Origin of the sequence: Erwinia billingiae Eb661 (genome assembly GCF_000196615.1) — a bacterium.
Classification (GTDB): Bacteria; Pseudomonadota; Gammaproteobacteria; order Enterobacterales; family Enterobacteriaceae; genus Erwinia; species Erwinia billingiae.
On record NC_014306.1, the window covers coordinates 1,081,258 to 1,106,639 of the forward strand.

The window sequence follows — 25,382 nt, forward strand, 5'->3', positions numbered from 1 at the left end:
CGGGGGCATATTATTTCAGGAGCAGGCCATGAAACAGTTAGTTATTGATATCTTGATGAAGATTGCAAAAATCGATGTAGACGCGAAGGAACTGACCGCGCAAGTCGAAGCCCAATCTCTGCTGATTGCTGCTCTGTTGCTGACTGCAGGTAAAGAAGGGGCCAATAACATTTCTGAAAACATCCAGAATGCGATTGTCACCGCCTCAAGTTCAGGTCAGGGTTTTATGCAGTCGGATGTTGATTTGCTGTTGACCCACGTTAACCGCCTGCTGGCCGTTACCCGCTACGTTGACGAGAAATCCGATACCGAAGAGCAAAGCTAAGCGCCTGTGCCTGGGACAATGCACCGATGCATTCCCCCAGGCCGCATAAGCGCGACGATTATTTCACCGCCCCTTCCGTCACGCCGCTGATAAACTTACGCTGGAACACCAGGAATACTGCCACCAGCGGTAAAATTACGATCATCGCGCCGGCCATCAGCACCGGAATGTTGATGGTGTTTTTGTTCTGGAAGAACATCATGCCGATCGGCAGCGTCCTCAGTTCATCCTTGTTGACCAGAATCAGCGGGATCAGGAATTCATTCCACGTCCAGATAAACAGCAGCAGCGCCAGAGTGGTCAGCGTCGGCACGATTGCCGGCACCAGGATCCCCCATAATATGCGCGTGCGTTTCGAGCCATCCATCACCGCCGCCTCCACCAGCTCTTTCGGCACTTGCTGGAAAGCGGTGGCAATCATCAGCGTGGTAAACGGCAGCGACAGCGCCACCTGCGGCAGGATCAGCGCCAGATAGGTGTTGGTGAGTCCCATCCAGTGCAATTCGTGGTACAGCGGGATAATAAAGGCTTCGCTGGGCAGCACCATGCCTAACGCCATCAGCGCGGCAAACACCGTTTTACCCGGAATACGCAGGAAGGCGAATCCAAACCCGGACAGAATGCCGACCAGGATACTGATAATCACCACCGGAAACACCACCAGCACCGAGTTAAGGAAATAGGTGCTGAAATGGCCTTCCCGCCAGGCGGAAACGTAGTTAGCAAAACTGAAGTGCGAGGGCAGGGCAAACACCCCGGCAAACAGCTCGCTTTGCGTTTTGAACGAGGTCATCAACGCCATCAGGAAAGGCAGAATGGTGACAATGGCGATCAGCCAGATAACCGCACGTGAAACAACAGGCGTAGCGCGCATCAGTGACGCTCCCGGATGGCAAAATGAATAATACTGTTGATCGCAAACACAATGATCATCCCGACGATGGCCACCGCCGAAGCGTAACCGTAGTGGCGTAAATCAAAGCCCTGTTGATACATATACAGGTTGGTCACCAGCGTGGAGGTGCCTGGTCCGCCATGGGTCATCACGTACACCAGGTCAAAGGCTTTCAGGCTGGAGATCACCGTCAGCAGCAGCGCGACGCGAATTTCAGGCCGCAGGCCAGGCAAGGTAATGCGCATAAACTTCTGCCGGCGCGACGAGCCATCCAGATCGGCGGCTTCCAGCAATGACGGATCCATACGTTGCAGGCCGGACATAAACAGCACCAGACAGAAGCCGAAGAAGTACCAGGTGGCGACAAAGCCGACCGCCGGTAACGCCCAGTCAAAATCCCCCAGCCAGGACAGCGCCAGCTGCGGCAATCCAATCGCGCGGAAGAAGTGATCGATCGGCCCAAAGGCCGGGTTATATAACCAGCGCCAGACCACGCCGAGCACCGCCATCGGCATGATATAAGGCAGGAAGAACAGGATACGCAGCAGGCTGCGCTCTTTGTTATTGCGGGTATCGTTGAGGAAGCTGCACAACACCAGGCCAATACAGAGCGGGAACAGCGTGTAGAACAGCATCAGTACGGCGTTATTTTTTATCGCCACCCAGAACACCGGATCGCTAAACATCTGGATAAAGTTATTCAGCCCGATAAAAATCGGCCGGGTCGCACCGTCCCACGAGGTAAAACTGACGCCGACCGAGACCAGCAAAGGGAACAGCAAAAATAGCGAATAGATAAGCATTGAGGGCAAAATATACAGCGCATTTTGCAGTCGTGACTTATTAAGCATAACGGTGTTCTCGCGCGTCAAACTGAATAACGGCCCGGCCTGTCGCAGCGCCGGGCAGAGGGCTTACTTTTTCAGGCTGGAGAGGTACTGCTGGTAATTGGTATCCAGTTTGTCGGTCATCTGTTGCGGCGTAAGCTTGTCGGCCAGCAGCAGCTGCACATTTTCATTCAGCGCATTGCCCATGGTCGGTGTTGCCCAGTCCACGTAGTGGCCAAGGCCATCGTGGCCGTTAACCGTGGTCCAGACGTTATACACATCGGCCAGCAACGGGTTGTCCGCCGGAAGTTTGGCATCCTTGTTGGCGCTGGCGGGCAGGAAGCCAGCCTTCAGCCATTTCTCAGCCATCTTGTCGGAAACGATGTAATCAATGTATTTGGCCGCCGCATCCTGCTGTTCTTTGGTTTTCGCCGTCAGGGTAATGGAGAACGGCAAATCGGTTCCGCCGACCATCAGCGGTTTGCTGACGCCGTCGAACTGCGGGAACGCAGCGAAGTGAATATCTTTATTATCTTTGAACTGCCCCATATACCAGGTGCCGCTGACAAAGAACGCGGCCTGCCCACTCTGGAACAGCGTGGCCGCATCGTCTTTACCAATGCCCTGGAAGCCTGGGAAGAAGTAGCCTTTCTTATTCCACTCCTGCATCAGGGCGGCAGCTTTCTGCAATTTCGCATCTTTAAAGGTGCCGCCGACGTCGTAAATCAGGTCATCCATCGCTTTGCGATCGCTGCTGCTAATCTGATCCTGCCACAGCGTGGTCAGCATCTGCTGGCCGGCAGAGCCGTCGAGGATGCCTAACATCAGTGGCGCCGTGCCCTGTTCTTTCAGCTTCGCCATCGCGGCTTCAAACTCAGCCATGGTTTTCGGCACGGCAATCCCGGCCTTATCCAGCAGCTGCTTGTTGTAATAGAGCCCGACCATTTCACCGAGGCTGGCAACGCCATACAGACTTCCGCTACCGAACTGCTGGCTATCAGACCAGCGGTTGCGCTTCAGCATCGAATCCGGGAAGCGCGTGGTCCAGCCATACTGTTTGGCGTAGCCGTCCAGCGGGATCAGCAGCTTCTCTTTCACCAGCGCACCCATATCACCGCCGCCCTGATTCACCTGGGCAACCTGCGGGCCGTCACCGGAGTTCAGCGACAGTTTCAGCGGGATGCGGGTATCGTCAAAGGAGTGAACGGAACGGTCAATGCTGACGCCCGGATTCTGCGCGGTAAACTCTTTGATCGCTTCATCGATGGCCGAGGTCTGAGACGGATAGTTATAGATATCCCACTCGGACAGCTTGGTGTCCGCCTGCGCGGGCAGCTGGAACAGTGCGGTAAGCAAGCCAACCGCCAGCAACGACAGCGCCGGGCGGGCAGTGACAGTGCGGGAAGAACGGGTAACCCTGGAAGCAGTGAACATGGATCTGTTTCTCCAACATCAAGAGAGCATCCTTTCATGATGGCAACCGACTTTCCCGCTGGTTGCATGAGGGCGTTTATAGATGATCACGTAGCCTTAGTTCATACTTACTTTAATGATTAAATAAAGTCAAACATCCCCACCTCCGCATTGCTGAAAGGTGATGCAGAGCAGAAAAACTGATAATTTTTCATTTCTCAGGGTGAAAAACTGCAGAATCGCGCTTTTCCTGCTTAAACGCCGGGTTGCCTGGGGCGATCAGGTGTTCTGTATGGTGGGCGTTGGGGTGAGCTAATCCACTGAATGGTCATATGAAAATAGTATGTCGTCAGGGGCCATATTATCAGGGAAGGGCACTGCGCCTGCATTATGACGCGATTTTGCCGTCAGATTGCCGTTTGCGGGGGTTCTCACCCCAGACTAAAGTTCAAGACTGTGATCGACTGCATAATCTCAGCGGCTCAGGTGCGGCACAGGGGTATTATTTTTTCTTGAAAACAAAGTCGGCTTTATTTAAGTTGGTGATCTCTTCTTCACCGACTGTATGAGCGTGGACGATGACTTTGCTTGAAGGAAAGATCCGCCCGGCAACCGCCGATGATACTGACGCCCTTTATGAGATCTGCCTGAAAACCGCGGATGCAGGCAAAGATGCCAGCGATCTGTATGCCGATCCTCACTATCCGGGCACCCGCTTTGCCGTGCCCTATGCGCTGTTTGCCCCTGATTTCGCCTTTGTTCTGGAGAAAGCCGGCAAGGTGATCGGCTATGTGGTGGCAACGCCGGACACCGTGGCGTTTGAGCAGCAGTTGCTGAAAGAGTGGTGGCCACTGCAGGTGGAACGCTTTGCCGACCGTCAGCCGGTTAAACCGCTGGACAGTAAAATCCTCGACGCGGTTCGCCAGCCTGAAACCGCCTCTGAGACGCTGACCCGCCGCTATCCCGCGCATCTGCATATCAATATCTTGCCAGAAGGCCAGCGCGGCGGCTGGGGGAAACGGTTGATTGAACATGAACTTGCCGCATTAAAAGCCGCAGGTGTCAGCGGCGTTTATCTCGGTATTAGCCTGCAAAATGAAGCGGTTGCCTGTTTCTATCAGCAACTCGGTTTTCAGCCGCTCTTCCGCAGCAATGCCATTTATATGGGCCAGGATCTGAACTGAGGACGCTATGGCTACTCTGCACTTAAAAAACGTCAAAAAGTCTTACGAGCACGTCAATGTGATCCACGGCATCGATCTGAAAATCGATAACGGGGAATTTATCGTGTTCGTGGGCCCATCCGGCTGCGGCAAGTCCACGCTGCTGCGGATGATCGCCGGCCTGGAAGAGATCAGCAGCGGCGAACTGTTTATCGATGAACAGGATATGACCCACCAGTCGGCTACCGAACGCGGCATTGCGATGGTCTTCCAGTCATACGCGCTCTATCCCAATATGACGGTCAAAGGCAATCTGGCCTATCCGCTGGAAGTCGCAAAGCGGCCGAAGGCGGAAATTGCCGAACAGATTGCGATCACCGCCGAAAAACTGCACCTGACCGAACTGCTGGATCGCCATCCGCGCGCGCTTTCAGGCGGCCAGCGCCAGCGTGTGGCGATTGGCCGGGCGATCATTCGTCAGCCACGAATTTTCCTGTTTGATGAGCCGCTCTCCAACCTTGATGCCGAGCTGCGCTTACAGATGCGTATCGAGATTGCCAAACTGCATGAATCGCTAGGTAACACCATGATTTATGTCACCCATGATCAGCTGGAGGCGATGACGCTGGCGGATCGCATCGTGGTGCTGCGGCAGGGGAAAATTGAGCAGGTCGGCGCGCCGCTGGATCTCTATCACGACCCGGACAACCTGTTTGTCGCCGGATTTATCGGCTCACCGAAAATGAACTTCGTCAGCGCCCGCGTGCTGTCTGTCGAAGCGGGTAAGGTGCGGCTGGCGGTGCCGGAGCTGAAGCTGACGTCGATTGAATTGCCGGTGCACGCCGCGCTGGAGGAAGGGCAGAAGGTGACGCTGGGCATCCGACCTGAGCATTTCGTCAGCGCCGAACAGGATAACCGTGACTGGTCATTCCCCGGTACGCTGTCATTTGCCGAGCGGCTTGGCCACACCAACTATCTCTATCTGGATATTGGCCGCGAGAGTTTGCTGGTGATTGAAGCGCGGAAAATGGAGGAGGTTGAGTTGGGAGAAGAGGTGCAGCTGGCGCTTAATCCGCAGCACTGCATGCTGTTCAATGAGCAGGGCATGCGCATCCGCTAGATTTCAGCCTGGCGTCGGTTAATCCCGCCGCCAGAACCTGCCCGTAAACCCGTTACCCTTCTTCATCTGCCTGCGCCGACAGCACGTCAATCAGCCGGTTTACGGTGAATCCTGCTGCGCCCAGGGCCCACATGCGGCTGGATTCGGTGAGGAACTGCAGCGGCGTCAGCTGCGGTGTCAGCTTCAGGCGATACTCCTGGAAACTCTGGCTGATCTGATCGAGTAAAATGCGCGAAGCCATTTGTGGCTCCATCGCCAGGTAGATCACATCGGGATCGTAGGCCACGGCAAGGTTTGCCAGCGACAGGCCCAGATGCTGACCGGCCGTCGCCAGCGTTTGCAGCGCCAGCGGTGACGGGTGTTTATCCAGCGCCAGCAGATTGGCCGGCACCGCTTCACCGGCCTGCTGCAGGGTCTTCAGAATGGCTTTGGACGAGGCGATCTCTTCCAGCGTGCACTTTGAGCCATCGTTCAGCAGCGCATTACCAATCTCGCCTGCGGTGCCGGTGCGGCCGCGATACAGCGCCCGATCCAGAATAATCCCGGCACCAATCCCTTTACCGTAGGTGGCGATAATCGCCGTCTGCGCTGCGCCAAGCTGACCGAAGACCAGCGTGGCGAGGGCCAGCGCATTGGCATCGTTCTCGATATACACCGGAATGGCAAAGCGTTCTTCCAGCAATGAGGCAATCGCCACGTGGGTCCAGTCCAGCACCGTCGAACGGATGCAGTGGCCGCTGACCGGATCGACCAGCCCTGCCAGCGCCAGACCAATCGCCGCCACGCGCTTGTCCTCAACGGTTTTCAGGAACTTTGCCAGCGCATCGCTGAGCTGCTTGGGCGTCAGCTCGCCTGAGGGCATCTGCTGCTCGCCAATCAGGTTGCCGGTCAGATCGGTCAGCACAATCAGGTTACGTTCCGCATTGAGCTGGATGCCGACCACCGTGGCGTAATCCGGATTCAGGCCGAGCAGGGTTTTGGGTCTGCCCATCGAGACGCGGCGCAGGCCTTTTTCAATGATGATCCCCCGGCTCAGCAGGCGGTTTGCCGCCTGGGACACGGTCGACATGCTCAGCCCGCTGCGGACTTTCAGATCGGACTGGCTGATCGGGGAGTTCTCAACAATCAGCCGCAAAATGCGGGAGGTAACGTTCGGTGCGATCATAAAAGGTGCGGGTCTCAAAAAGTAAGTGGCTGGCTGTCAGCGGTTGACCGGCTCAACAGAGGCTGGCCAGACGCAAAGCACCTGACAGCGCATCTTCCTGTGCAGGCACAATCTTATTGCGCGTGGCTGCAGCCAGCCAGGGGAGAAGCGGGGCGGCCATTCCGCCCATCAACGCCAGCGGGCCGTGGCTGGCTTGCGCCAGCGCATCCAGCATCACCGTCACTTCTGCGGCGCTTTCGGCGATCAGCTCAGCGGCAAGTTCATCACCCTGCTGAGCGGCGTCAAACACCCAGGGCGAGAAATGTCCCCAGTCACCGGGCGTGGCGTGCCGGGTCCAGCTGAGTAGCGCATCCGGTGAGTGTGAAAAATGGCGCATCACGGCCTCAGTCAGCGGAGTGACGGCAATAATGCCATCATGAGCCTGTAAGGCTTTTCGCAGCGCGCGCTGGCCCAGCAATGCGCCAGAGCCGTGATCGGCAAGCGCAAATCCCCAGCCGCCGACCCGGTGAAAACGCGTGCCGTCCCAGGCCGCGCCCTGGCTGCCGGTACCGGCAATCAGCACCGCGCCCGGTTGCCCCTGATGGGCGCCCGCGCAGGCGATATCGACGTCAGAGAATAACGAAAGTCGGGCGAAAGAAGACGGATGTTGCTGCAAACGCTGGTCGACCGACGGCACATTCGCCCCTGCCAGTCCCCATACCGCGTGGGTGTTTTTACGCGCCGATAAAGGCAGGTCAGCGGCGATAAAGGTCTGTTCGATCAGCGTGTTGACGCGGTCCAGCGCGCCGGTGAAATCAGAATAGACGTTGGCCGATCCGCCGGTGCACTCCGCGAGGATCCTGCCGTCAGGCGTCGTGAGTCTGGTCCGGCAATGCGTGCCGCCGCCATCTACTCCGATCAAAAATTCTGATTGCATGATCCTCCCGTGACCGGCGTTGACCCACAGTGTGGCGAAAAACTACTGGCTATTTTGCTCGAAACGATAAAATAAAAAAACTTAAATCGCAATAACAAATAAATATGGATGGGTTTGTTAATATTATAATGATTTAAATCAAGTGTTTAATAAAAAATGTGTTTTTTGTTTGAGCTTTCATTGTTGACATTAGTTTTTCTGTCGTACTAAGTTGGTGTCCAACAATTGCGCGATTCCGGATGCCGATCACACCGCATCAGGGACGCTTTTCTTTTTCCGTGACCAAGATGGGCAGGGGTCAATATGAAAGTAGCGATCATCGGACTGGGCTTTCGGCTGTCGAACGTAGTAAATGAGTTCAACAAAGCTGACCCGGATTTCAGTATTGTCGGGTATGTCGATCCGGCACCTGCGGGCATACCTAACCTTGAGAAGTTTGGTATTCCTGCCGGAAAAGCGTTTGCCACGCTGGACGAAATGCTGGCAGCAGGCGGGTTTGATCTGCTGATGGTCGGCTCACCTAACTATCTGCACCTTGAGCATATTGAAGCCGGACTGAAGGCCGGCAAGCGGGTGTTCACGGAAAAACCGGTGGTGATCAACGAAGCGCAGACCATGGCGCTGGCAAAACTGATCAGCCAGTACGGTCAGGAGAATATTCTGGTTGGGCTGGTGCTGCGCTACTCACCGCTTTACCACGATCTGTTGCAGGCCAAGGCGGAAAACCGGCTGGGTGAAATTACCTCTATCGAAGCCACCGAGCACATCAAGCCGTATCACGGGGCGTTCTTTATGCGCGACTGGCGTCGCTACGAGCGCTATGCCGGTCCCTACATTCTGGAAAAATGCTGCCACGACATCGATCTTTATCAGGGATTAATGGGAGAACGACCGGTGCGGGTTGCCAGCTTCGGTGGCCGCAAATCCTTCACCCCGGAACATGCACCGCAGGGCGCGATTACCGCCGATTCCGAGCTGTACCATATCAAGCCCAGCGGCTGGTCGAGCACCGAAGCGGTGTTCGAAAGTGATGCGGATATTGTTGATTATCAGACGGCGATTGTGGAGTACGCCGGCGGTGCCACCATGGCATTTCACGCCAACCTCAACGTGCCGGATGAGTTCCGCCGTTTCTGCGTGATGGGCACCGATGGCATGGCCGAAGGTGACTTTGTACGCAACTACTTCCGCGTCCATGACGCGCGCACCGGCGAGAAAACCGTTGCAACAGAGTATGAAGGCAATGCTTACGATGGCCATTACGGCGCGGATGCGTTGATGGCTGCGGAGATTGTGAAGCACATTAAAACCGGTTCGCTGCTGAAGGTGTCGGTGATTGATGCGCTGGAGGCGGGACTGACGGCGATAAAAATCGATGAGGCGCGTAAGTCGCGGACGGTTATCGATCTGACGGACTGCTGGAACACCTTTGACGCCAATTTGGGTCGCTAATTAACTCCCTTCCTGACACTGTCAGCCTGGCATTTCCCCCGCAGGCTGGCCTTCTGATGGCACGCTGACTGACTGCTTGACCGCCGAACCCGACGGTCATTTTTCTCCGTTGACGCGGGTAATGGTCGTCCCTTCATTGCGGTGGACCTCACCACACAGCAACACCGCATCCGGCCGACGCTGGTGAATACGGCCGGCCATCTGTTCACAGGCGACCTGCGTGGGGAAAATGTGCTCAGAAACCGGCAATGCATCACAGGCATCATGGCCACAGGCGCTGACCAGTAAAACGAAGCCAATTAACATAGCTCACTCCTTTGATGAATCAGACCCAATGTTCAGTATAGTCCAGCAGCGAGACGGCTGTGGTATCACCCTGTGTGCTGAGGTGATATAAAAAAGGGCAACCATGCGTAATCCTTTCAGGGAGATTTCTGATGCAATTCACCGGTCTTTCCGCTTTCCCCATCACACCCGCCAGTGAACAGGGTGTGGTTGATGTTGTTGCACTGGAAAAGGTTCTGCTGCGCCTGAAGCAGGCGAAGGTCAATTCCGTTGGCCTGCTCGGCAGCACCGGGCTGTATGCGTTTCTGCGGCGGGAAGAGAAGCGCCGCGCGATTGAAGCCGCCGTTGACTGTCTGCAAGGCGAGATCCCGATTATCGTCAGCGCCGGTGCGCTGCGCACGGATGACGCCATCCAGCTGGCTGAGGATGCACAGGCGGCGGGCGCAAATGGGATCCTGCTGGCGCCGGTGTCCTATACGCCGCTGACGGAAGAGGAAGTGTTCCAGCACTACGCGGCGGTGGCGCAAAGCACATCGCTGCCGATCTGCATCTATAACAATCCGGGCACTACGCACTTCACCTTTACGCCGACCCTGCTGGCTCGCCTGGGCACGCTGCCGACGGTGAAAGCGCTGAAGCAGCCGTCATCCGACAAAACCGATAAGGATCTGGTGGCCGATCTGCGTGGGCGCTTCGCGGACGATTTTGCCCTTGGCTTCAGCGTCGACTGGCATGCGCCAGAAGCCCTGTACGCCGGTGGCGACGTCTGGTTCAGCGTGTTGGGCGGATTGCTGCCAAAACAGGCGATGGCGCTGACTGAGGCCGCATTACGCAAGGATGGCGAACAGCTGGCCCAGCTCAACGCTGAACTTCAGCCAATGTGGACCTTATTTAAGACCCTCACCAGCCTGCGCGTGATGGTCAGCGCGGCGGAAATTCTGGGGATTTGTCAGCCGGTATTGCCACGTCCGCTACTGCCGCTGCGGCCTGAGGATTATAAAAAAGTGGAAATGGTGCTGCGGGATTTACAGCTGGACTAGCCAATGAAAAAGGCCTTCCCGTGAGGAAAGGCCTCTGCAATCCGCATTACGCATCCTGCCAGTCAGTGCTGATAACGCGAATTAATGCGCCATGGTGCCGGTTGTGGTGGTGGTGGTGCCGGTGTTGGAGCCATCGCTACCACCACCGCCGCCGCCCATAGTCGCCAGGGCAACACCTAACAGCGCAGCGACAGCACCGATACCCACAGCATTTGAGTTGCCGTCAGACATCGCAGTGGCTTCACTTCCTGCTGCTGCTCCGGTAGTCGGTGCGGCATAGACGCTGGCGCTGGTAGCCAGAGTCAAAATCAGAGCAAGCGTCGTTATTTTTTTCATTTTTATCGTTCCTCAGGAAGGGGTAACCAGACAACGCTTGAGAGCATAATTTCAAAGTTCAGGGTTGAATAGTGGCCGCCCGGGAGGGAATTATTGTTATTCTGATTAAGGTGTTACCGGTTTAGCGCCAGTAATTTCCACAGTAAAAATAACCGATTAGGGTTGCTTGACTGGCGGAAGGACTGTCGGGATTGAGAACGAGGTGATTAAAGCCAGATTATCCTTAAAACGCTCGGGAATTTATCTCATAGGACAAATTGCTCATGCTGGCCATAAATATGAGCCAATCTGCGCTGTAGTTTACCCTGCGTTTTAAGAATAAATACCGGCGCCTTTTTTTCGCTTTTTCTCCCTAAAGCAAATTTCTCGGGAGCGAATTGAGTGTGAGGCTATATTGATATCTGTTGCGAAATATAAATGATTACCCCGAAATACGGCGGCATTTATGCGATTAATCCTGGTTTTAACCCAGGGCTGAAAGGTTTTAAGAAATTGTTAAGTGTCTTGTGGCTTACTGGGCGTAATCATTTTTGCCAGGGGCTCAACTATGTTGTTATCTGCGTTTTCCTATATCAAAGATAAAACCGGGTATTTACAGGAATTCATCTCCGATCCACGGAAAACAGGCACTATCGCTCCTTCCTCTTTGTCTCTGTGCAAAACCATGTCTGATGCCGTCGACTGGAACCAGTGTCAGCGTATTGCTGAGCTGGGGGCCGGTGACGGCGTGGTCACCCGCCATCTGCTGACGCGCATGCGGCCCGATGCCGAGCTGCTGGCCTTCGAGACCAACAGCCGCTTCCATCCCAAGCTGGCCACCATTGACGATCCCCGCCTGCGGGTCACCGGCGCATCCGCTGAAACCCTGAGCGGTGAATACGACGCGATCTTCTCAGGCTTGCCGTTGCTGTCGCTGCCGAAAGAGGTCCGTCACGGCATTCTGGAGCGCGCCGCGTCGCTGCTGAGCCCGCAGGGCGTCTTCGTGCAGTTCCAGTACACCTCGCTCTCTGAGCCGCTGCTATCCGAATACTTTGCGTGGAACCGCAGCCGCGTGCTGTGCAATCTGCCGCCAGCATGGGTGTATCGCTGCCATTCGCTGGATAATTTACCGCAGGAGAATGCGGGAGTTAGCACACCCTGATGAAGGGAATGTGACTTAGAGATGGCAATCTCCGTATGGTCTGCCAGGCTTAACCTTTACCCACAACAGGAGGAAATAATGAGTATTGAAAGTGACCTACCCACCTCAAGTGATGAAGAAGTCTGTACTATCATTGGCAAAGCAGTGGTTGACCTGAGTATCACCGGGCAACCTGTCAATAAGGCTACGCTGGCACACAAGCTGTTGGCGATGGCAGATCAGGATGGCGATGAAGAACGCATTTTACTGTACTGGATTGCCCGGAAGGCAATCAACCAGCCACACAGGTTTGCTGCTGCAGCCTTCTAATCTCGCGTGGCATACCGGCACACTGTCGGAAAGACGGCCGCTCCTCACAGAGTGGCCGTTTTTATTGCGCTCAGGTAATGCGGCGCACGAAGGGGATCAGTCTGATCAGCCAGACAATCAGCGCAGAGATGGCAAAGCAGGCGATCGCCACCAGCGGAATGGTCAGAATCGAATAGTAGCCTTCGAAATTAAGCTGCAGCAGGTTCAGCAGCACTTCCAGCACCATTGCATGCACAAAGAAGATGCCGAGGCTGAGATTGGACAGCGCGCGGATCACCCCGATAGCCGATTTGCCAAAGCGTAACGGGGCATTCAGCAGCATAAAGAAGAACGACAGGGACACCACAACCATGGTTGGCGCGGCGTAAAACAGGAAGATTTGGTTAGGCTTGAAAGTACTGATCGACAGGGAGTAAGTCATGACCGCCGTTAACACCACGGACAGAATAAAAATAACGCCCGCAATGATCACCTTCGGATTTATTTTAAAGCGGCGAACCACCCCACCGAGAATATAAAACCCGGACAAATACACCACCATATCGATATTACTCGGATCCGGCAGCGGACGGTTTTCCAGTAAATTGGCCTTCACGTTATCAAATAACATATACACCGAGGCCAGCACAAACCAGATGGTCAGCGTGTAGTTAACCCGCTGCTGGCTGCCATAGGTGATAAAGGTATTCAGCAGCGGCGTCACCAGATACAGCAGGATCATGGTGTAGATAAACCACATATGCGGCCACGCCGGGGTACTCAGCAGCTCCAGCACGCTGACCGACGAGTGGTTCATTTTCACCTGTTGCCCGTAGACAATATAAATCACCGACCAGGCAATCAGCGGGATCACTAAATCCAGCACGCGGGTTTTCAGCGTACTGAGTAGCGACTCATTTTTATTGAGGGAAACATAACCGGCGACCAGCAGGAACAGCGGAAATGCGATGCGCCCAAGCGCTTCGTACATTACCGAGACCGACCAGGCCAGATGGAAATAGCTAAAAGGGATAGCAGCCGTATGCAACAAAATAACTAAAAACGTTGCCACAAGTGTGAGCAGCTTTATATTAATCGTTTTCAATGCCAGGTTCCTTGTCATAAAGCACACTCTGCCGGAAAGGAACAGACTGTCGCCACCTGGCTAAAGGTATCATATTTCGCTGTTGCCGATGTAGCTTCTGCTAAGAAAAAGGCCGGGCGCTTTCAGCTCGAATGGCGCGTTGCGTCTACCGTCAGCGTGGCGGGACAGGCCTGCTGAGGCTGAACAACGCGGTATTCCGCTTTCCCCTGATGGATGTACATGCAGGCCCGGCCAGCGTCACCGCCATCCTGTTCCTGGGACAGCGTCAGGACCACTTGCTCAGCGGGCACAAAACAGGACCATAAGGTGCTAACGCCCAGCGTCACCACCAGTGAGATGACTTTCATTATTCCATTCATATCAGACAGCCAGAAAAAGTGAAAAGAAGGGTTCCGCTCTGGCAATCCCTCCGCAAAGGGTGTCAGAAAACATGACCCTCGCATCAGTGCCTGGCCGACTGCAAGCGTCGGCATGCAATATCGGACGAAGCCTGGGGGTAAGCCAGCAGAGTTTTCTTATTTTACCTGGTCTATATTCCACGGCTGTGATCTGGCGACGGTTAAGCGGTCCTATTGGAGACAATTGAGTGAAAAGGGATTTATTTTTCCAGTTAACGTGGCGCGCCATAATTCAGGGCCAGTTCTTTTATCAAGTTTTTAACGCGCAGGATAATTTGGCTTAGGCGGAAAAAGGGCGGTTCGGTGGCGGTCGGGCGGCTTGGGAAAAAATTCACCACAGCGCGGGAAAGTTGTTAAAATTACTCTTTCGTCCTTTTTCATGGAAGCCAAGATGACTACTGAAATCTCCCATCCTGCCAGCAGCCCAAAGCAGGCCGCGTTACAACTGGTTATTGAACTGGTGCGTGCCGGTAAACTGAGCCCAATGCAGGGCGATGCCGCCAATATGATCTCCATCTACGAGCAGTTTAAAGATCACTTTGAAGCGGATAAGCACAAGCACTCCACGGACTCGGCTATCTCCTGATAGCAAAAAGGCGGCCTGAGGCCGCCCTTTAACCCTATTTGCTGACCTGATCGTAATACAGCATGCTGTTACCAATACCCTGATTGGCTCCGGTTATATTACTGCGTAATCCCACCAGTTTTTGTCCCTGCAACGTCACCACGTAAGGCGAATTTTGCTGAACCTCGGTCTGCAACTGCTGATACAGCGCGTTGCGCGTCTTCACGTTGCTCTCTGCGGCAGCCGCCTTGGTTTCTGCACTCAGTTTTGGAATTGACCAACCGACGCGCCACGCCAGGGTTTTCGGCCCGTTTGGCACGTTATAGGCAAAGGTGCTGGCATTAGTGTTGGGATCGACGTAATCAGCGCCCCAGTAAATAAAGATCGACTGGAAGTTTCTGCTGCGCATCTTGGCCCACAGCTCCGCCTCGGCAACCGGCTTGATGGCGATCTGAATATCGGCCTTGGCGAAGCTGGCCTGTAAAGCCTGCGCTACATCGGTATACGGCGGTTGATTAACGATGGTCAGCGAGAATTGCGTGCCCGGCTTGATGCCGCCTTTGCTTAAAATCTCCTTCGCCTTGGCCAGATCGTACTTAAACGGCTGGTTCTCCAGCGCGCCGTCAAATCCCTGCGGTAAAAAGGCCTGATGCACCTGATACTGATCTTTCAGCAGCTCATGCGAAATGCTCTGGTAGTCAACCAGCCAGCGGGCGGCCTGCCACAGTGCCGGGTTGCCTAACGCCGGCTGCGCTTTATCCTGAGTGTTAAAGCCGAGGTAATAAATCAGGCTGGAAGGGAAGCTGGCAACCCGCACCGAAGAGACTTTTTTCAGCGCATCAAACTGATCGGCGCCCAGCTCGTAAGCGACGTCGGCATCACCTTGCTCCAGCAGCAGACGGCGTGATCCGGGATCGGAGACCCCTTTCAGGATCACCCGCTTCAGTTTTGGCTGAGGTTGGGCATTGGGGTTTTGCTCAAGCACCAGCGCCTGCTGCGGCACATAGGTTTTGATGGCGTAAGCCGCGCTGCCTGCCGAATGGGTTTTCAGCCAGCCGTTGCCGAAGTCATGATTGACCGCGTGCTGCTCCGCCAGTTTGCTGTCGACGATGGAGGCCACCGGTGCGCTCAACAGCCGCAAGGCCAAATCCCGGCCGATGGCCGAGGTCCAGCGGATCTCCAGCTGGTTGTTGCCGTGACGGGTGAACTGCGCGTCAATATTGTCGGCTGACCAGCCAAATTCATTGAGGATAAATGCCGGCGTTTTGTTGAGCTTCACGCCGCGCGTCAGCGAGTAGATCACATCGTCCACCGTCAGCGGATTGCCGCTGGCAAACTTCGCCCCCGACTTCAGCGTAAACAGCAGGCTGTGTTCGCTACTTCCCGGCTGCCAGCTCGATGCCAGCTGCGGCACCAGCTTGCGCGGATCGGTACGGTCCGAATCAACCAGCTTTTGATAAACGTTCAGCAGGCTGCTGGTACTGACGGTTTCGAAGCTTTCGGCCGGATCAAAGCTGATGATACCGTCCAGCGGGATGGCGACAATCAGCGTATCGGCTGGGGTGGCAGCATGGGCAGCGGCCGTCAGGCTTAACGCGCAGGCAAGGGCTACGGGCAACAATTTACGCATCAACAGGTCCTGTAAAATGAGTGATTTCAGGACTATAGAGGGAAAGCGCAGGGGGGAGAAATGCCAATTCCGGCAAGCCTAATCTGATTAACAGCATAGCCGGAAAGGCAGATTGGGGCCGACCTGCAGGCCGGCCCCTGAGGTTCAGCTGACGATATAGCCACGTTCCATATGCACCGAGCGATCGCACATATGATCGATCACGTCAGGATCGTGACTGACCAGCACCATGGTCAGATTGTCCTGACGCTTCAGGCTGTTAAGCAGGTTGAGGATTTCAGCCTGCACCGACATATCCAGCGCCGAGGTCGGCTCATCCAGCAACAGGATTTTCGGCTCCAGCAGCAGGGCGCGCACGATCGCCACGCGCTGGCGCTGTCCGCCTGAAAGCTGGTGCGGATAGCGATCGGCCATCGCTGGATCTAATCCCACGTGACGGAAGCCGCGATCGATACGATCGTTGATGTCACTCTTCTTCAGCAACGCCAACGGCTCCGCCAGCGTGCGGCGCAGACGATGACGCGGATGCAGCGAGGCATAAGGATCCTGGAACACCATCTGCACATCCTGACGCAGCTGGCCGGTAAAGGATTTACCGGGCTTAACCTGATGCTGTGCCAGCGACATCTCGCCCTGCCAGTTGGGATTCAGTCCCGCCAGCACCCACAGCAGCGACGACTTACCGCAGCCGGACGGGCCAACCAGTCCGAAGCATTCACCGGCCTTCACCTGCAGGCTGACATCGTGCACCACGGTGCGCTGCTCATAACCCTGTCGATGGGAAACGCTTAATTTGTTCAGTTCAATCATGTTCACGCCAGGCCTCCAGCGCAGCACGATCCAGTACCGGCAGTGCCTGGCCCTGAGTGGCTTTACTCGGGCGACAGGACCACAGCGTGCGGGTATAAGGATGGGTGGCATTGGGCAGTTCTGCGGCGGGCAGCGTATCGAGAATGTTTCCCTGATACATCACCATCACCCGATCGCAATGCTCGGAAACCTGCTGTAAATCATGGCTGATCAGCAGCAGGCCCATATTACGTTCTTCCACCAGACGGCGGATTAATGCCAGCACCTGATCGCGCATCGCGTGATCCAGTGCGGACGTGGGCTCATCAGCAATCAGGCAGTGGGGATCGGCAATCAGCGCCATCGCCAGCATCACACGCTGGCCCATCCCGCCGGAAAGCTGATGCGGATAGCGCTGCATCAACTGCTTAGGATCGGGCAAGCCGACCGCATCCAGCATCTCACAGACTTTCTCGTTGATTTCCGCCCGGCCCAGCTTACTGTGCAGCTTCAGCGGCTCCGCCACCTGCCAGCCGATGGTGCGCATCGGGTTTAAGGCATATTTTGGATCCTGCATCACCATCGCCAGCTTGCTGCCGCGCAGCTGGCTCCAGCGGCGCTCGCTTAGCGTCAGGGCGTTTTCTCCGGCCACCTGCAGCGTTTTCGCCTGCAGCTGCAAACCCGGTGCCAGCAGGCCCATCAGGCTGCGGGCAGTCAGTGACTTACCGCAGCCGGACTCACCCACCAGCGCCAGACGTTCGCGGCCCAGGGTAAAGCTGATTTCTTTCACCAGCGGCGTGCCGTCCGGACTGGCGATTTTCAGCTTATCCGCGACGATCAGGTCAGAGGTTTCAATTGCCATTTCGGGTATCCAGTCGGTCACGCAGGCCATCGCCCGTCAGGTTAAACGCCAGGCTGGCAAACAAAATCGCCCCGCCTGGTGCGGCGGCTACCCACCACTGATCGAATATCACTTTACTGCCTTCGGCCACCATCGATCCCCATTCCGCGGTCGGTGGCTGAACGCCCATTCCGAGGAAGCCGAGGCCGGCCGCAGACAGAATGATGCCGCCGAGGCTCAGCGCGGCACGCACCACGGCACTCGGCATACACAGCGGCAGAATATGGCCAAACATCAGGCGTAAGCCGTTGATGCCCTGCATCCGCGCCGCCGCCAGATAATCACTGCGACGCAGCGCCAGGGTTTCAGCACGCGCCTGACGGGCGAACGGCGGCCAGCTGGTCAGCGCCAGCGCCAGCGCACCGTTCATCAGGCCGGGGCCGAGCATGGCGACCAGCGCCAGCGCGATCACCAGATTCGGCAGGGACAGGAAAATATCGGTGATGCGCATCAGCACGCGCTCCGTCCAGCCACCGAGGTAGCCGGCACAGATGCCGATCAGCATGCCCACCGGAATGGTCAGCACCAGGATCAGCGACACCAGCAGCAGGGTCGGGCGCGAGCCATAAATCACCCGTGAAAGCAGGTCGCGGCCAAAGCCATCGGTTCCCAGCCAGTGCAGGGAGGAAGGCGGCAGCAGGCGCGCGGACATCTCCTGCGCATTCGGGTCGAATGGCGCCAGTAACGGCGCAAATAGCGCCGCCAGCAGCAGGATCGCCACCAGCGTGCCGCCAATCACCAGCGACGTCAGGCGGGGACGGCGACGGCGCGACGGTGCCACGTGGTCGAGGTCGGTAAGATTTTGCGTCATCGGGTTCTCGGGTCGGTTAGCCAGGTTAACGCATCTGCCAGCGCATTGAGGATGATAAAGCAGCTGCCGATCAGCAGCGTCGAGCCCAGAATCGCCGGGGTATCGGAGGCGAACAGCGCGGTGGTCATATAGCGTCCCACGCCGGGCCAGGCAAACACCGTTTCGGTCAGAACCGATCCTTCCAGCAGCGTGGCGTAGGAGAGGGCCAGCACGGTAATCAGCGTGCCACGAACGTTAGGGAACACGTGCAGCAGTAAAATCCGCCCACGGCTGGCCCCTTTGGCCCGCGCCAGCGTGACGTATTCTTTGCTGCTCTCTTCCAGCAGCGCCGCGCGCAGCAAGCGGGTAATACCGGCCATCGCCAGCAGGCCCAGTACCACCACCGGTAACCATAAATGCGCGACAGCATTGCGGAACATCTCGGGATCGCCGGAAAGCCAGCTATCAACCAGCACCAGCCCGGTTTTTGGCTCCAGCGTGTAAATCCAGATATCATCCAGGCGTCCGGGACCGGCCGACCAGTGCAGCACCGCATAAAACAGCAGCAGACCCAGCAGGCCCAGCCAGAATACCGGCACCGAGTAACCAAGCAGGGAAATCATCCGCGCAAGGTTATCGAGCAGGCTACCGGGCTTCCACGCGGCCAGCAGCGCCAGCACAATGCCGAAGAACGCACCAAAGATCATCGCGCAGGTCGCCAGTTCAATGGTGGCCGGGAAGGTGCGCAAGAGATCGCTGGATACGGCCTGATTGGTCAGGCTGGAAATGCCCAAATCGCCATGGGCGAGGTGCGTCAGATAGTGCCAGAACTGCACCGGCAGCGGCTTATCCAGCCCTAAATCGTGACGAACCTGGGCGTAGGTCGATTCACTGGCGTGATCGCCGGCGATCTGCAACGCCGGATCGACCGGCGACAGATGAGAAAGCATAAAGGTGAAGGCCAGCAGACCGAGCAGCGTCACCAGCAGTGAGGCTAACCCGGTCAGCAGGCGTCCGCTCTTTAACCAGAAAAGCCGGGAGGACCCGGCTTGTGCAACAGTGACCGTCATTACTTGGTGACCTGGCTGTAGTAAACCATATCCGGGTTAATGCCCTGGACGTAGCCTTTAAGATTATCGCGCAGGGCGATCAGGTTACGCGCCTGCAGACCCACCACGTACGGGGAGTTCTTCTGGATTTCGCGCTGCATATTCTGGTACAGCTCGACGCGCTTAGCCTTATCGCTTTCCGCGGTGGCGGCCAGCGTCTGCTTGTTCAGCTCCGGGATATGCCAGTTTGAACGCCAGGCCAGCGTTTTGCTGCCATCTTCCGGGTTATAGGCGAAGGCGGCGGCGTTGGTGTTCGGGTCAAAGTAATCCGCGCCCCAGGCGTTCAGGGTGGCTTCATATTTGTGGGCTTTAACCGAGGTGGCGATCTCGCTGCTCAGGCCTGGGATCAGCTCAACCTTAATACCCCCTTTGGCAAAGCTGGCCTGCAGGGCCTGGGCAATGTCCAGATACGGCGGCTGGTTGCTGACGCTCAGCTTAAAGCTGACGTTGTTCAGACCGGCTTTCTTCAGGATGGCTTTCGCCTTCTCCGGATCGTAGCTGAAAGGATTGTCGTTCAGCGCGCCGAGGAAGCCTTCCGGCAGGAACGACTGATGCACCTGGAACTGGCCTTTCAGCAGATCGTCGGCAATGCCTTTGTAGTCAAACAGGTAGCGCGAGGCTTCCCACAAGGCCGGGTTTTTCAACGCCGGATTGGCATCAATGTTGAACTGCATGTAGTACAGCGACGCCATCGGGATCGCCATTGGCTTCACGCCCGGTTTGCCCTTCAGCCCGGCCATCTGATCGGCGCCCAGATTACGGGCAATATCCACATCGCCCTGCTCAAGCAGCAGGCGGCGGGTTGCCGGTTCCGGGACGTTTTTGATCAGCACGTTTTTCAGCTTCGGCGCGCCACCCGGTGAGGTTGGGTTGGCGGACAGCAGCACCACTTCATGCGGGATGTATTTGCGGATCTGGAACGGGCCGCTGCCGGCAGAATGCACCGCCAGCCACTTGTTGCCGAAATCGTTGTTTTTGGCATTGGCCATCGCGGTTTTTTCATCAACGATGGATGAAACCGGGGCGGCCAGCAGGCTCAGCACGTAAGTCGGGCTGACGTCAGCGGTCCAGCTAATCTGCACATGCGTTGCATCGACCTTCTTCAGCTGCGCATCCACATTGTCTTTGGTCCAGCCCAGTTGGGTCAGGATGAAAGAGGGATCGAGGTTCAGCTTAACTACACGACCCAGCGAGAAGATCACATCTTCCGGACGCACCGGATTGCCGGAGGCAAATTTCGCGCCATCGCGCAGGGCAAAGGTCAGGCTGCGGTTATCGCTGCCCGGCTGCCAGGATGTGGCCAGCGTCGGTTTCAGATCGGTCGGATTCTGCGGATCGGATTGCACCAGGCGCTGATACAGGTTGGTAAACGCCTGGACCGACGTCAGCTCAAATCCTTCGGCCGGATCGAAGCTGCTGGCATCATCAATGGACTGAGCAATCACCAGCGTATCTGGCGGGGTTGCAGCGTGAGCAGCCCATGAGGCGGTCAGTGCAAGGGCAATAATTGACGGGTAAAACGATTTCATGACGTTTCCTTACCTGTGAGTTGCTGGCGAGTGTAAGGTACCCGCCGGTAAGACAAATAGTAGATTATCGGCTATCGATAGATGAAATTGTTATAACGCGCGGGAATTGGTTATAAACCGTCAGCAGGTTATCCCGCCAGAGCCAGCCACAGCCACGGCGACACGCCAATCAGGTTGTTGAGCATATGCAGAAAAATCGGCAGTTTTAAACCACCCGAGATTAAGCGCGCACAGCACAGCAGCAGCGAGAGGGCGATCAACGCAATCATCGTTTGCGGATGGGTGTACTGCGTGTGCATGGCGGCAAAACCGATCGAGGTCAGCAGGGCGCACGCCAGCCGTTGCCGGGGAGCCCACAGCAGCAAACCTTGCAGCACAAACCCCCGAAACAGGATCTCTTCAAACACCGGTGCCAGCAGCACCACCGCCAGCGAGAACAGCAGGATTTTGCTTTTCCCTTCGCCAAACTGCCCGCCGGTCCAGCTCTCCTGCTGCAGATATAACGACTGAGACAGGATCAGGCACAGCAGCAGTCCGCTGAATATCAGCCCCTGACGGACGGTGATTTTACCGAACGGGATATTGCTGTAGTGCCTGGCATACCAGCGATAGAGCGGCACCAGCGCGGAAAACTCCAGTGCACAGAGCACCGGCATCAACAGGCCCGTTTCCCTTAACGCCGGATAGGCCGGCAGCGCGCTGATCATCACGGTGATCGAATACCAGACCAGGCACATCCCCATGCACAGCAGCGTACAGGTCACTCTGTCGGCATGATTGTTCATTGCAAGGTCTCTCGGTCCGGGGTGAAAGGATGGTAGCAAGCGGTTTGGGGGCTGTCGAGGCGCCCGCATTTCTGGAAAAACCCGCTAAACAGTTTGCCCGCCAGGCCGATAGTGCATTAACGATCGCGTCTTGAGGACGAGAGGACCAGCGATTCAACTACGCCATGCAGGCAATAAACGACAGGCGAAGTAAGTCAGCCTGCTTGAAAAGGTCCGAGTACATGAAATTTCCACCGACCCTGAATCTACACCTTACCGCCGAGGGTCATAAAACGACGTTTTTCACCCGGCGCTTACTGATGTCGCTGTCCCTGTTGCTCAGTATCGTGATGCTGCTGGCGATGCTGTTGGTGGTCGGCATTGCCTGGCGACAGAATGCCGACGCGGTCAAGCAAGAGACGTTCTTGCTGCACAACGCCTGGAAGGAAAACCGCCAGAACATTCTGACCGATATCCGTGACTATGCCTTTTGGGGCGAAGCCTGGAACCATCTGCATCTGATGGTGGATCCGGTCTGGGCTTACGATCAGCAGAACTTTGGTCCGGGGCTTTTCACCGAATATCACTACGAAGGGGTCTTTGTGGTGGACGGCAACGGGCGGACAAGTTATGCGGTGATCAACGGCAAGCTGTCCGACCTGAAGCTGGAAAGCTGGCTGGGCATTCATGCGGCGCCGCTGATCAAAAGTGCCCGCGCGCTCGCCGCCGAGGATAATGCGCTGACCATCAATGCGATGATTGGCACCACACCGGCAATTGTCGCCGCTGCGCCGATCACCACCGGCAAAGTCCCTGGCCTGAAAACGATGCCCGGCCCGCCGTCGGTGATGGTGTTTGTGAATCGCTTCACCCCGGAAAAACTGAAAGCGTTTGGCGACAGTATAGGCGTCATCAACACCCGGGTCCCTGACAGCGCCCACGACAGCTTTGTCCCGCCGCTGCTCAATGAAGAGATTGCTGATGAACCGCCGATTGTGATCCGCTGGGATTCGTTAGCACCTGGCGGCACCCTGCTGTTTATCGTGTTGCCGATGCTGCTGATCACCGCGCTGATCCTGGCGCTGGTGGCCCGCAGAGTGATTAATCACGCCATGCATAACGCCGCGCTGTCCGACGATCGCTTCACCCAGCTAATGCACAGCCAACGCGAACTGGCGGACAGTGAATCCCGTTTTCGCGACGTGGCAGAAACCGCCTCGGACTGGATTTGGGAAACCAATGCCCAGGGCGCGCTGACCTATCTGTCCAAACGGTTTGCCGCCGTGACCCACTACGACGTGGCGAAGATGCTGGGACGTTCGCTGGATGACGTATTGCAGCACGACGAGCATCTGGTTTCTGACTGGATCATCCAGCAGCGTGCCGACGGTCTGCGCCATGCCTTGCGCTGCTACTCGGTGACGGCGTTGGGGGCAAAACGTATCTGTAGCCTGATCGCCAATCCGGTGACGGTGAATGGGCAGATCGCCGGTTATCGCGGCACGGTGTCGGATATCACCCAGGAAGTGGAAGCCCAGGCGCGCATCCATTATTTATCTCAACACGATGCGCTGACCGGCCTGCCAAATCGCGTCTATATGAGCGAGTTTCTGCTCGGTCGCCTGCAGGCGCAACCGACGCTGGAGCGGCCGCTGGTGCTGATCAGCCTGGATCTGGATAACTTCAAACCGATCAATGATACCTGGGGACATGCGGCCGGGGATTGTGTGCTGAATGAGGTGTCTCACCGACTGCGCAGCGTGTTGAAGGCGGGCGATCTGGTGTCACGGCAGGGCGGCGATGAGTTTGTGCTGATCGTCTCTAATCTGGCCGATGAAGCGGAAATTGCCGCCTGCTGTAAATCGCTGATCGATGAACTCCGTCGTCCGTTTATGCTCGGCCAGCATGAAGTTTTCCTTGGGGCAAGCCTGGGGATTGCGCTGGCACCGCGCGATGCGATGCAGGCCGAAGAACTGCTGCGGCTGGCGGATATTGCCCTGTATAAATCGAAGCAGGAAGGGCGCAATCGCTGGACCTGGTACACGCCAGAAATGGCCGAACTGTTGGTCAAACGCCGTGAGATGGAGCGCAACCTGCGTAAAGCCATCGGCGGTGATGAACTGCGGTTGTACTATCAGCCACGCTATGACCTGAAAAAAGGGCGGCTGGAAGGGGCGGAAGCGCTGATCCGCTGGCAGCATCCGGCCAGCGGGATGATCATGCCGGACAGCTTTATCCCGCTGGCGGAAGAAACCGGTTTAATCATCGATATCAGTACCTGGGTGTTGCACCGCGCCTGCACCGACGCGATGAGCTGGCCGTCGCCGATGTACGTCTCGGTGAATATTTCTCCGGTTGAGTTTCGCAGCGGCCATCTGGCGAAGCGCGTGGCGAATGCCCTGCACAGCAGCGGGCTGCCGCCGGAGCGCCTTGAACTGGAAATCACCGAAAATATCACGCTGGAGAATCCCCAAAGCGCGCTGGAAGTGATGCAGGCGCTGAAGACCCTTGGCGTACGGTTAACGGTGGATGACTTCGGCGCAGGCTATGCCTCACTGGGGTATTTGAAGACCTTCCCGTTCGATGGCATGAAGATGGACCGTTCCTATATGAATGACTTCCCGAACTCGCCACAGGCGCTGTCGATCGTCGAAGGCATCATTGGCCTCGGCAGGGCATTTGCTCTGACGGTGACGGCAGAAGGGATTGAAACCCGCGAGCAGCTGCAGGAGTTGCAGGCGATTGCCTGTCAGGAAGGCCAGGGTTATTACCTCGGCCGGCCGATGCCGCTGGACCGGTTCCGCCTGCTGCTGGACACGGAGGTTTCACCGGTAGCATGATGATCGCCGACACAAAAAAGCCCGCTTAAGCGGGCTTTTTACGTTAGCGGACACGAACCGCAACAAACGTCATGATGACGGCGAACAACACAAACACAACCAGTTCCATAAGAACCTCCTATCTCAGATAATTCTTAAATTATAGCGCTGGCTACGGCATCCCGCTGAGGCATTTTGTGCCGCGTTATCCCGGATCACAGAAACAAACAGCGTTACGAAAAGCGATTATCATCACGGCGTCGGGTCTGGTAGGCTTCCTGTTGATTGCCGAAGATAAAAGCACAGGAGAGAAGTTATGAAGTTTTATGGAAAAATTGCCGCTATCGCAGCGCTGCTGGCGTTATCCGGTTGCCAGACGGCGACGAAGAATGGGAACAGTTCCGCTGCGGTCGATCCGGAAATGGATCGTTGTGGTGCCTCTGAATATCAGCAGTACGTGGGCAAACCCTTGTCAGCCATAGATGGATTGCGTTTCGAACATCCTGTTCGCGCGATTCCGTATAATTCTGCGGTGACAATGGACTTCAACCTCAATCGTCTGAACTTTATGGGCGATGCCAAAAGCAACATCAGCCGGGTTTATTGCGGCTAAAAAA

Annotated in this window: 26 protein-coding genes; 10 read left to right on the forward strand and 16 right to left on the reverse strand. The window is 56.4% G+C overall.

Features of this window, described 5'->3' with window-relative positions; genetic code table 11:
* The first annotated feature begins 28 nt into the window (after window positions 1–28).
* Complete coding sequence (gene iraP, locus EBC_RS06245; protein ID WP_013200945.1) at window positions 29–325, forward strand: anti-adapter protein IraP; 297 nt, start codon at window positions 29–31, stop codon at window positions 323–325.
* Window positions 326–383: 58 nt separating this feature from the next.
* Here the strand turns inward: iraP and EBC_RS06250 are convergent, their stop codons facing one another.
* The 3 genes from EBC_RS06250 to EBC_RS06260 form a co-directional block, all read right to left on the reverse strand.
* Window positions 384–1,199, reverse strand: a complete 816-nt coding sequence (locus EBC_RS06250; RefSeq protein ID WP_013200946.1) for a carbohydrate ABC transporter permease — start codon at window positions 1,197–1,199, stop codon at window positions 384–386.
* Window positions 1,199–2,071: a carbohydrate ABC transporter permease gene (locus EBC_RS06255; protein WP_013200947.1), complete on the reverse strand. Its 873-nt coding sequence runs from the start codon at window positions 2,069–2,071 to the stop codon at window positions 1,199–1,201. The genes EBC_RS06250 and EBC_RS06255 overlap by 1 nt, the downstream gene beginning before the upstream one ends.
* A gap of 63 nt (window positions 2,072–2,134) precedes the next feature.
* Window positions 2,135–3,481, reverse strand: a complete 1,347-nt coding sequence (locus tag EBC_RS06260) for an extracellular solute-binding protein (protein ID WP_013200948.1) — start codon at window positions 3,479–3,481, stop codon at window positions 2,135–2,137.
* 557 nt (window positions 3,482–4,038) lie between these two features.
* Here EBC_RS06260 and EBC_RS06265 point away from each other — a divergent pair.
* Window positions 4,039–4,644 (forward strand): GNAT family N-acetyltransferase, encoded by a 606-nt coding sequence (locus EBC_RS06265; RefSeq protein WP_013200949.1) that lies wholly within the window; start codon window positions 4,039–4,041, stop codon window positions 4,642–4,644.
* Window positions 4,645–4,651: 7 nt separating this feature from the next.
* Complete coding sequence (locus EBC_RS06270) at window positions 4,652–5,743, forward strand: ABC transporter ATP-binding protein (RefSeq protein ID WP_013200950.1); 1,092 nt, start codon at window positions 4,652–4,654, stop codon at window positions 5,741–5,743.
* 52 nt (window positions 5,744–5,795) lie between these two features.
* Here EBC_RS06270 and EBC_RS06275 read toward each other — a convergent pair whose 3' ends face one another.
* Both EBC_RS06275 and EBC_RS06280 read right to left on the reverse strand, forming a co-directional pair.
* Window positions 5,796–6,908 (reverse strand): ROK family transcriptional regulator, encoded by a 1,113-nt coding sequence (locus tag EBC_RS06275; protein ID WP_013200951.1) that lies wholly within the window; start codon window positions 6,906–6,908, stop codon window positions 5,796–5,798.
* Window positions 6,909–6,960: 52 nt separating this feature from the next.
* Complete coding sequence (locus EBC_RS06280; RefSeq protein WP_013200952.1) at window positions 6,961–7,824, reverse strand: BadF/BadG/BcrA/BcrD ATPase family protein; 864 nt, start codon at window positions 7,822–7,824, stop codon at window positions 6,961–6,963.
* A gap of 303 nt (window positions 7,825–8,127) precedes the next feature.
* Between EBC_RS06280 and EBC_RS06285 the strand changes: the two genes are divergently transcribed.
* Window positions 8,128–9,276, forward strand: coding sequence for a Gfo/Idh/MocA family protein (locus EBC_RS06285; RefSeq protein ID WP_013200953.1), 1,149 nt, complete (start codon window positions 8,128–8,130; stop codon window positions 9,274–9,276).
* 96 nt (window positions 9,277–9,372) lie between these two features.
* Here the strand turns inward: EBC_RS06285 and EBC_RS06290 are convergent, their stop codons facing one another.
* Window positions 9,373–9,582 carry a hypothetical protein gene (locus tag EBC_RS06290; RefSeq protein WP_013200954.1) on the reverse strand — a complete coding sequence of 70 codons (210 nt, stop codon included), beginning with the start codon at window positions 9,580–9,582 and terminating at the stop codon, window positions 9,373–9,375.
* A 131-nt stretch (window positions 9,583–9,713) separates the two neighbouring features.
* On the opposite strand from EBC_RS06290, the gene EBC_RS06295 reads away from it, so the two are divergent.
* Window positions 9,714–10,601, forward strand: a complete 888-nt coding sequence (locus EBC_RS06295) for a dihydrodipicolinate synthase family protein (RefSeq protein WP_013200955.1) — start codon at window positions 9,714–9,716, stop codon at window positions 10,599–10,601.
* An 81-nt stretch (window positions 10,602–10,682) separates the two neighbouring features.
* Here EBC_RS06295 and yjbE read toward each other — a convergent pair whose 3' ends face one another.
* Window positions 10,683–10,937, reverse strand: coding sequence for an exopolysaccharide production protein YjbE (gene yjbE, locus EBC_RS06300; RefSeq protein WP_013200956.1), 255 nt, complete (start codon window positions 10,935–10,937; stop codon window positions 10,683–10,685).
* Between the two features lie 547 nt (window positions 10,938–11,484).
* Between yjbE and EBC_RS06305 the strand changes: the two genes are divergently transcribed.
* Together EBC_RS06305 and EBC_RS06310 are read left to right on the forward strand one after the other, a co-directional pair.
* Window positions 11,485–12,078 carry a class I SAM-dependent methyltransferase gene (locus tag EBC_RS06305; RefSeq protein WP_013200957.1) on the forward strand — a complete coding sequence of 198 codons (594 nt, stop codon included), beginning with the start codon at window positions 11,485–11,487 and terminating at the stop codon, window positions 12,076–12,078.
* A 78-nt stretch (window positions 12,079–12,156) separates the two neighbouring features.
* On the forward strand, window positions 12,157–12,387 hold the full coding sequence (locus tag EBC_RS06310; protein ID WP_013200958.1) for a hypothetical protein: 231 nt from the start codon (window positions 12,157–12,159) through the stop codon (window positions 12,385–12,387).
* Window positions 12,388–12,457: 70 nt separating this feature from the next.
* Here EBC_RS06310 and EBC_RS06315 read toward each other — a convergent pair whose 3' ends face one another.
* On the reverse strand, window positions 12,458–13,489 hold the full coding sequence (locus EBC_RS06315; protein WP_041691919.1) for an acyltransferase: 1,032 nt from the start codon (window positions 13,487–13,489) through the stop codon (window positions 12,458–12,460).
* Window positions 13,490–13,593: 104 nt separating this feature from the next.
* On the reverse strand, window positions 13,594–13,818 hold the full coding sequence (locus EBC_RS06320) for a hypothetical protein (protein WP_013200960.1): 225 nt from the start codon (window positions 13,816–13,818) through the stop codon (window positions 13,594–13,596).
* A 442-nt stretch (window positions 13,819–14,260) separates the two neighbouring features.
* Here EBC_RS06320 and EBC_RS06325 point away from each other — a divergent pair, with 442 nt between their 5' ends.
* Window positions 14,261–14,455 (forward strand): hypothetical protein, encoded by a 195-nt coding sequence (locus EBC_RS06325; RefSeq protein ID WP_013200961.1) that lies wholly within the window; start codon window positions 14,261–14,263, stop codon window positions 14,453–14,455.
* Window positions 14,456–14,489: 34 nt separating this feature from the next.
* On the opposite strand, the gene EBC_RS06330 is transcribed toward EBC_RS06325, so the two are convergent.
* The 7 genes from EBC_RS06330 to EBC_RS06360 all read right to left on the reverse strand — a co-directional run bounded on the left by EBC_RS06330 (window position 14,490) and on the right by EBC_RS06360 (window position 21,967).
* Window positions 14,490–16,064 carry an ABC transporter substrate-binding protein gene (locus EBC_RS06330; protein WP_013200962.1) on the reverse strand — a complete coding sequence of 525 codons (1,575 nt, stop codon included), beginning with the start codon at window positions 16,062–16,064 and terminating at the stop codon, window positions 14,490–14,492.
* A gap of 144 nt (window positions 16,065–16,208) precedes the next feature.
* Window positions 16,209–16,874, reverse strand: a complete 666-nt coding sequence (locus EBC_RS06335) for an ABC transporter ATP-binding protein (RefSeq protein WP_013200963.1) — start codon at window positions 16,872–16,874, stop codon at window positions 16,209–16,211.
* Window positions 16,867–17,745 carry an ABC transporter ATP-binding protein gene (locus EBC_RS06340; protein ID WP_071822099.1) on the reverse strand — a complete coding sequence of 293 codons (879 nt, stop codon included), beginning with the start codon at window positions 17,743–17,745 and terminating at the stop codon, window positions 16,867–16,869. Before EBC_RS06340 ends, EBC_RS06335 begins: the two co-directional genes overlap by 8 nt.
* A complete protein-coding gene (locus EBC_RS06345) occupies window positions 17,705–18,565 on the reverse strand; it encodes an ABC transporter permease (RefSeq protein WP_013200965.1) in 861 nt (286 codons plus the stop codon). Before EBC_RS06345 ends, EBC_RS06340 begins: the two co-directional genes overlap by 41 nt.
* Window positions 18,562–19,614 carry an ABC transporter permease gene (locus EBC_RS06350; protein WP_013200966.1) on the reverse strand — a complete coding sequence of 351 codons (1,053 nt, stop codon included), beginning with the start codon at window positions 19,612–19,614 and terminating at the stop codon, window positions 18,562–18,564. Before EBC_RS06350 ends, EBC_RS06345 begins: the two co-directional genes overlap by 4 nt.
* Window positions 19,614–21,182 (reverse strand): ABC transporter substrate-binding protein, encoded by a 1,569-nt coding sequence (locus EBC_RS06355; RefSeq protein ID WP_013200967.1) that lies wholly within the window; start codon window positions 21,180–21,182, stop codon window positions 19,614–19,616. Before EBC_RS06355 ends, EBC_RS06350 begins: the two co-directional genes overlap by 1 nt.
* 128 nt (window positions 21,183–21,310) lie before the next feature.
* Complete coding sequence (locus tag EBC_RS06360; RefSeq protein ID WP_013200968.1) at window positions 21,311–21,967, reverse strand: CPBP family intramembrane glutamic endopeptidase; 657 nt, start codon at window positions 21,965–21,967, stop codon at window positions 21,311–21,313.
* Window positions 21,968–22,266: 299 nt separating this feature from the next.
* Here EBC_RS06360 and EBC_RS06365 point away from each other — a divergent pair, with 299 nt between their 5' ends.
* Together EBC_RS06365 and EBC_RS06370 are read left to right on the forward strand one after the other, a co-directional pair.
* Window positions 22,267–24,786 carry a bifunctional diguanylate cyclase/phosphodiesterase gene (locus EBC_RS06365; RefSeq protein ID WP_013200969.1) on the forward strand — a complete coding sequence of 840 codons (2,520 nt, stop codon included), beginning with the start codon at window positions 22,267–22,269 and terminating at the stop codon, window positions 24,784–24,786.
* A gap of 295 nt (window positions 24,787–25,081) precedes the next feature.
* Window positions 25,082–25,378, forward strand: coding sequence for an I78 family peptidase inhibitor (locus EBC_RS06370; RefSeq protein ID WP_013200970.1), 297 nt, complete (start codon window positions 25,082–25,084; stop codon window positions 25,376–25,378).
* Window positions 25,379–25,382: the final 4 nt, after the last annotated feature.

Coding starts and splice junctions, on each gene's coding strand:
- iraP (WP_013200945.1), top strand. CDS start 29: ATGAAACAGTTAGTTATTGATATCTTGATGAAGATTGCAAAAATCGAT.
- EBC_RS06250 (WP_013200946.1), bottom strand. CDS start 1,199: ATGCGCGCTACGCCTGTTGTTTCACGTGCGGTTATCTGGCTGATCGCC.
- EBC_RS06255 (WP_013200947.1), bottom strand. CDS start 2,071: ATGCTTAATAAGTCACGACTGCAAAATGCGCTGTATATTTTGCCCTCA.
- EBC_RS06260 (WP_013200948.1), bottom strand. CDS start 3,481: ATGTTCACTGCTTCCAGGGTTACCCGTTCTTCCCGCACTGTCACTGCC.
- EBC_RS06265 (WP_013200949.1), top strand. CDS start 4,039: ATGACTTTGCTTGAAGGAAAGATCCGCCCGGCAACCGCCGATGATACT.
- EBC_RS06270 (WP_013200950.1), top strand. CDS start 4,652: ATGGCTACTCTGCACTTAAAAAACGTCAAAAAGTCTTACGAGCACGTC.
- EBC_RS06275 (WP_013200951.1), bottom strand. CDS start 6,908: ATGATCGCACCGAACGTTACCTCCCGCATTTTGCGGCTGATTGTTGAG.
- EBC_RS06280 (WP_013200952.1), bottom strand. CDS start 7,824: ATGCAATCAGAATTTTTGATCGGAGTAGATGGCGGCGGCACGCATTGC.
- EBC_RS06285 (WP_013200953.1), top strand. CDS start 8,128: ATGAAAGTAGCGATCATCGGACTGGGCTTTCGGCTGTCGAACGTAGTA.
- EBC_RS06290 (WP_013200954.1), bottom strand. CDS start 9,582: ATGTTAATTGGCTTCGTTTTACTGGTCAGCGCCTGTGGCCATGATGCC.
- EBC_RS06295 (WP_013200955.1), top strand. CDS start 9,714: ATGCAATTCACCGGTCTTTCCGCTTTCCCCATCACACCCGCCAGTGAA.
- yjbE (WP_013200956.1), bottom strand. CDS start 10,937: ATGAAAAAAATAACGACGCTTGCTCTGATTTTGACTCTGGCTACCAGC.
- EBC_RS06305 (WP_013200957.1), top strand. CDS start 11,485: ATGTTGTTATCTGCGTTTTCCTATATCAAAGATAAAACCGGGTATTTA.
- EBC_RS06310 (WP_013200958.1), top strand. CDS start 12,157: ATGAGTATTGAAAGTGACCTACCCACCTCAAGTGATGAAGAAGTCTGT.
- EBC_RS06315 (WP_041691919.1), bottom strand. CDS start 13,489: ATGACAAGGAACCTGGCATTGAAAACGATTAATATAAAGCTGCTCACA.
- EBC_RS06320 (WP_013200960.1), bottom strand. CDS start 13,818: ATGAAAGTCATCTCACTGGTGGTGACGCTGGGCGTTAGCACCTTATGG.
- EBC_RS06325 (WP_013200961.1), top strand. CDS start 14,261: ATGACTACTGAAATCTCCCATCCTGCCAGCAGCCCAAAGCAGGCCGCG.
- EBC_RS06330 (WP_013200962.1), bottom strand. CDS start 16,064: ATGCGTAAATTGTTGCCCGTAGCCCTTGCCTGCGCGTTAAGCCTGACG.
- EBC_RS06335 (WP_013200963.1), bottom strand. CDS start 16,874: ATGATTGAACTGAACAAATTAAGCGTTTCCCATCGACAGGGTTATGAG.
- EBC_RS06340 (WP_071822099.1), bottom strand. CDS start 17,745: ATGGCCTGCGTGACCGACTGGATACCCGAAATGGCAATTGAAACCTCT.
- EBC_RS06345 (WP_013200965.1), bottom strand. CDS start 18,565: ATGACGCAAAATCTTACCGACCTCGACCACGTGGCACCGTCGCGCCGT.
- EBC_RS06350 (WP_013200966.1), bottom strand. CDS start 19,614: ATGACGGTCACTGTTGCACAAGCCGGGTCCTCCCGGCTTTTCTGGTTA.
- EBC_RS06355 (WP_013200967.1), bottom strand. CDS start 21,182: ATGAAATCGTTTTACCCGTCAATTATTGCCCTTGCACTGACCGCCTCA.
- EBC_RS06360 (WP_013200968.1), bottom strand. CDS start 21,967: ATGAACAATCATGCCGACAGAGTGACCTGTACGCTGCTGTGCATGGGG.
- EBC_RS06365 (WP_013200969.1), top strand. CDS start 22,267: ATGTCGCTGTCCCTGTTGCTCAGTATCGTGATGCTGCTGGCGATGCTG.
- EBC_RS06370 (WP_013200970.1), top strand. CDS start 25,082: ATGAAGTTTTATGGAAAAATTGCCGCTATCGCAGCGCTGCTGGCGTTA.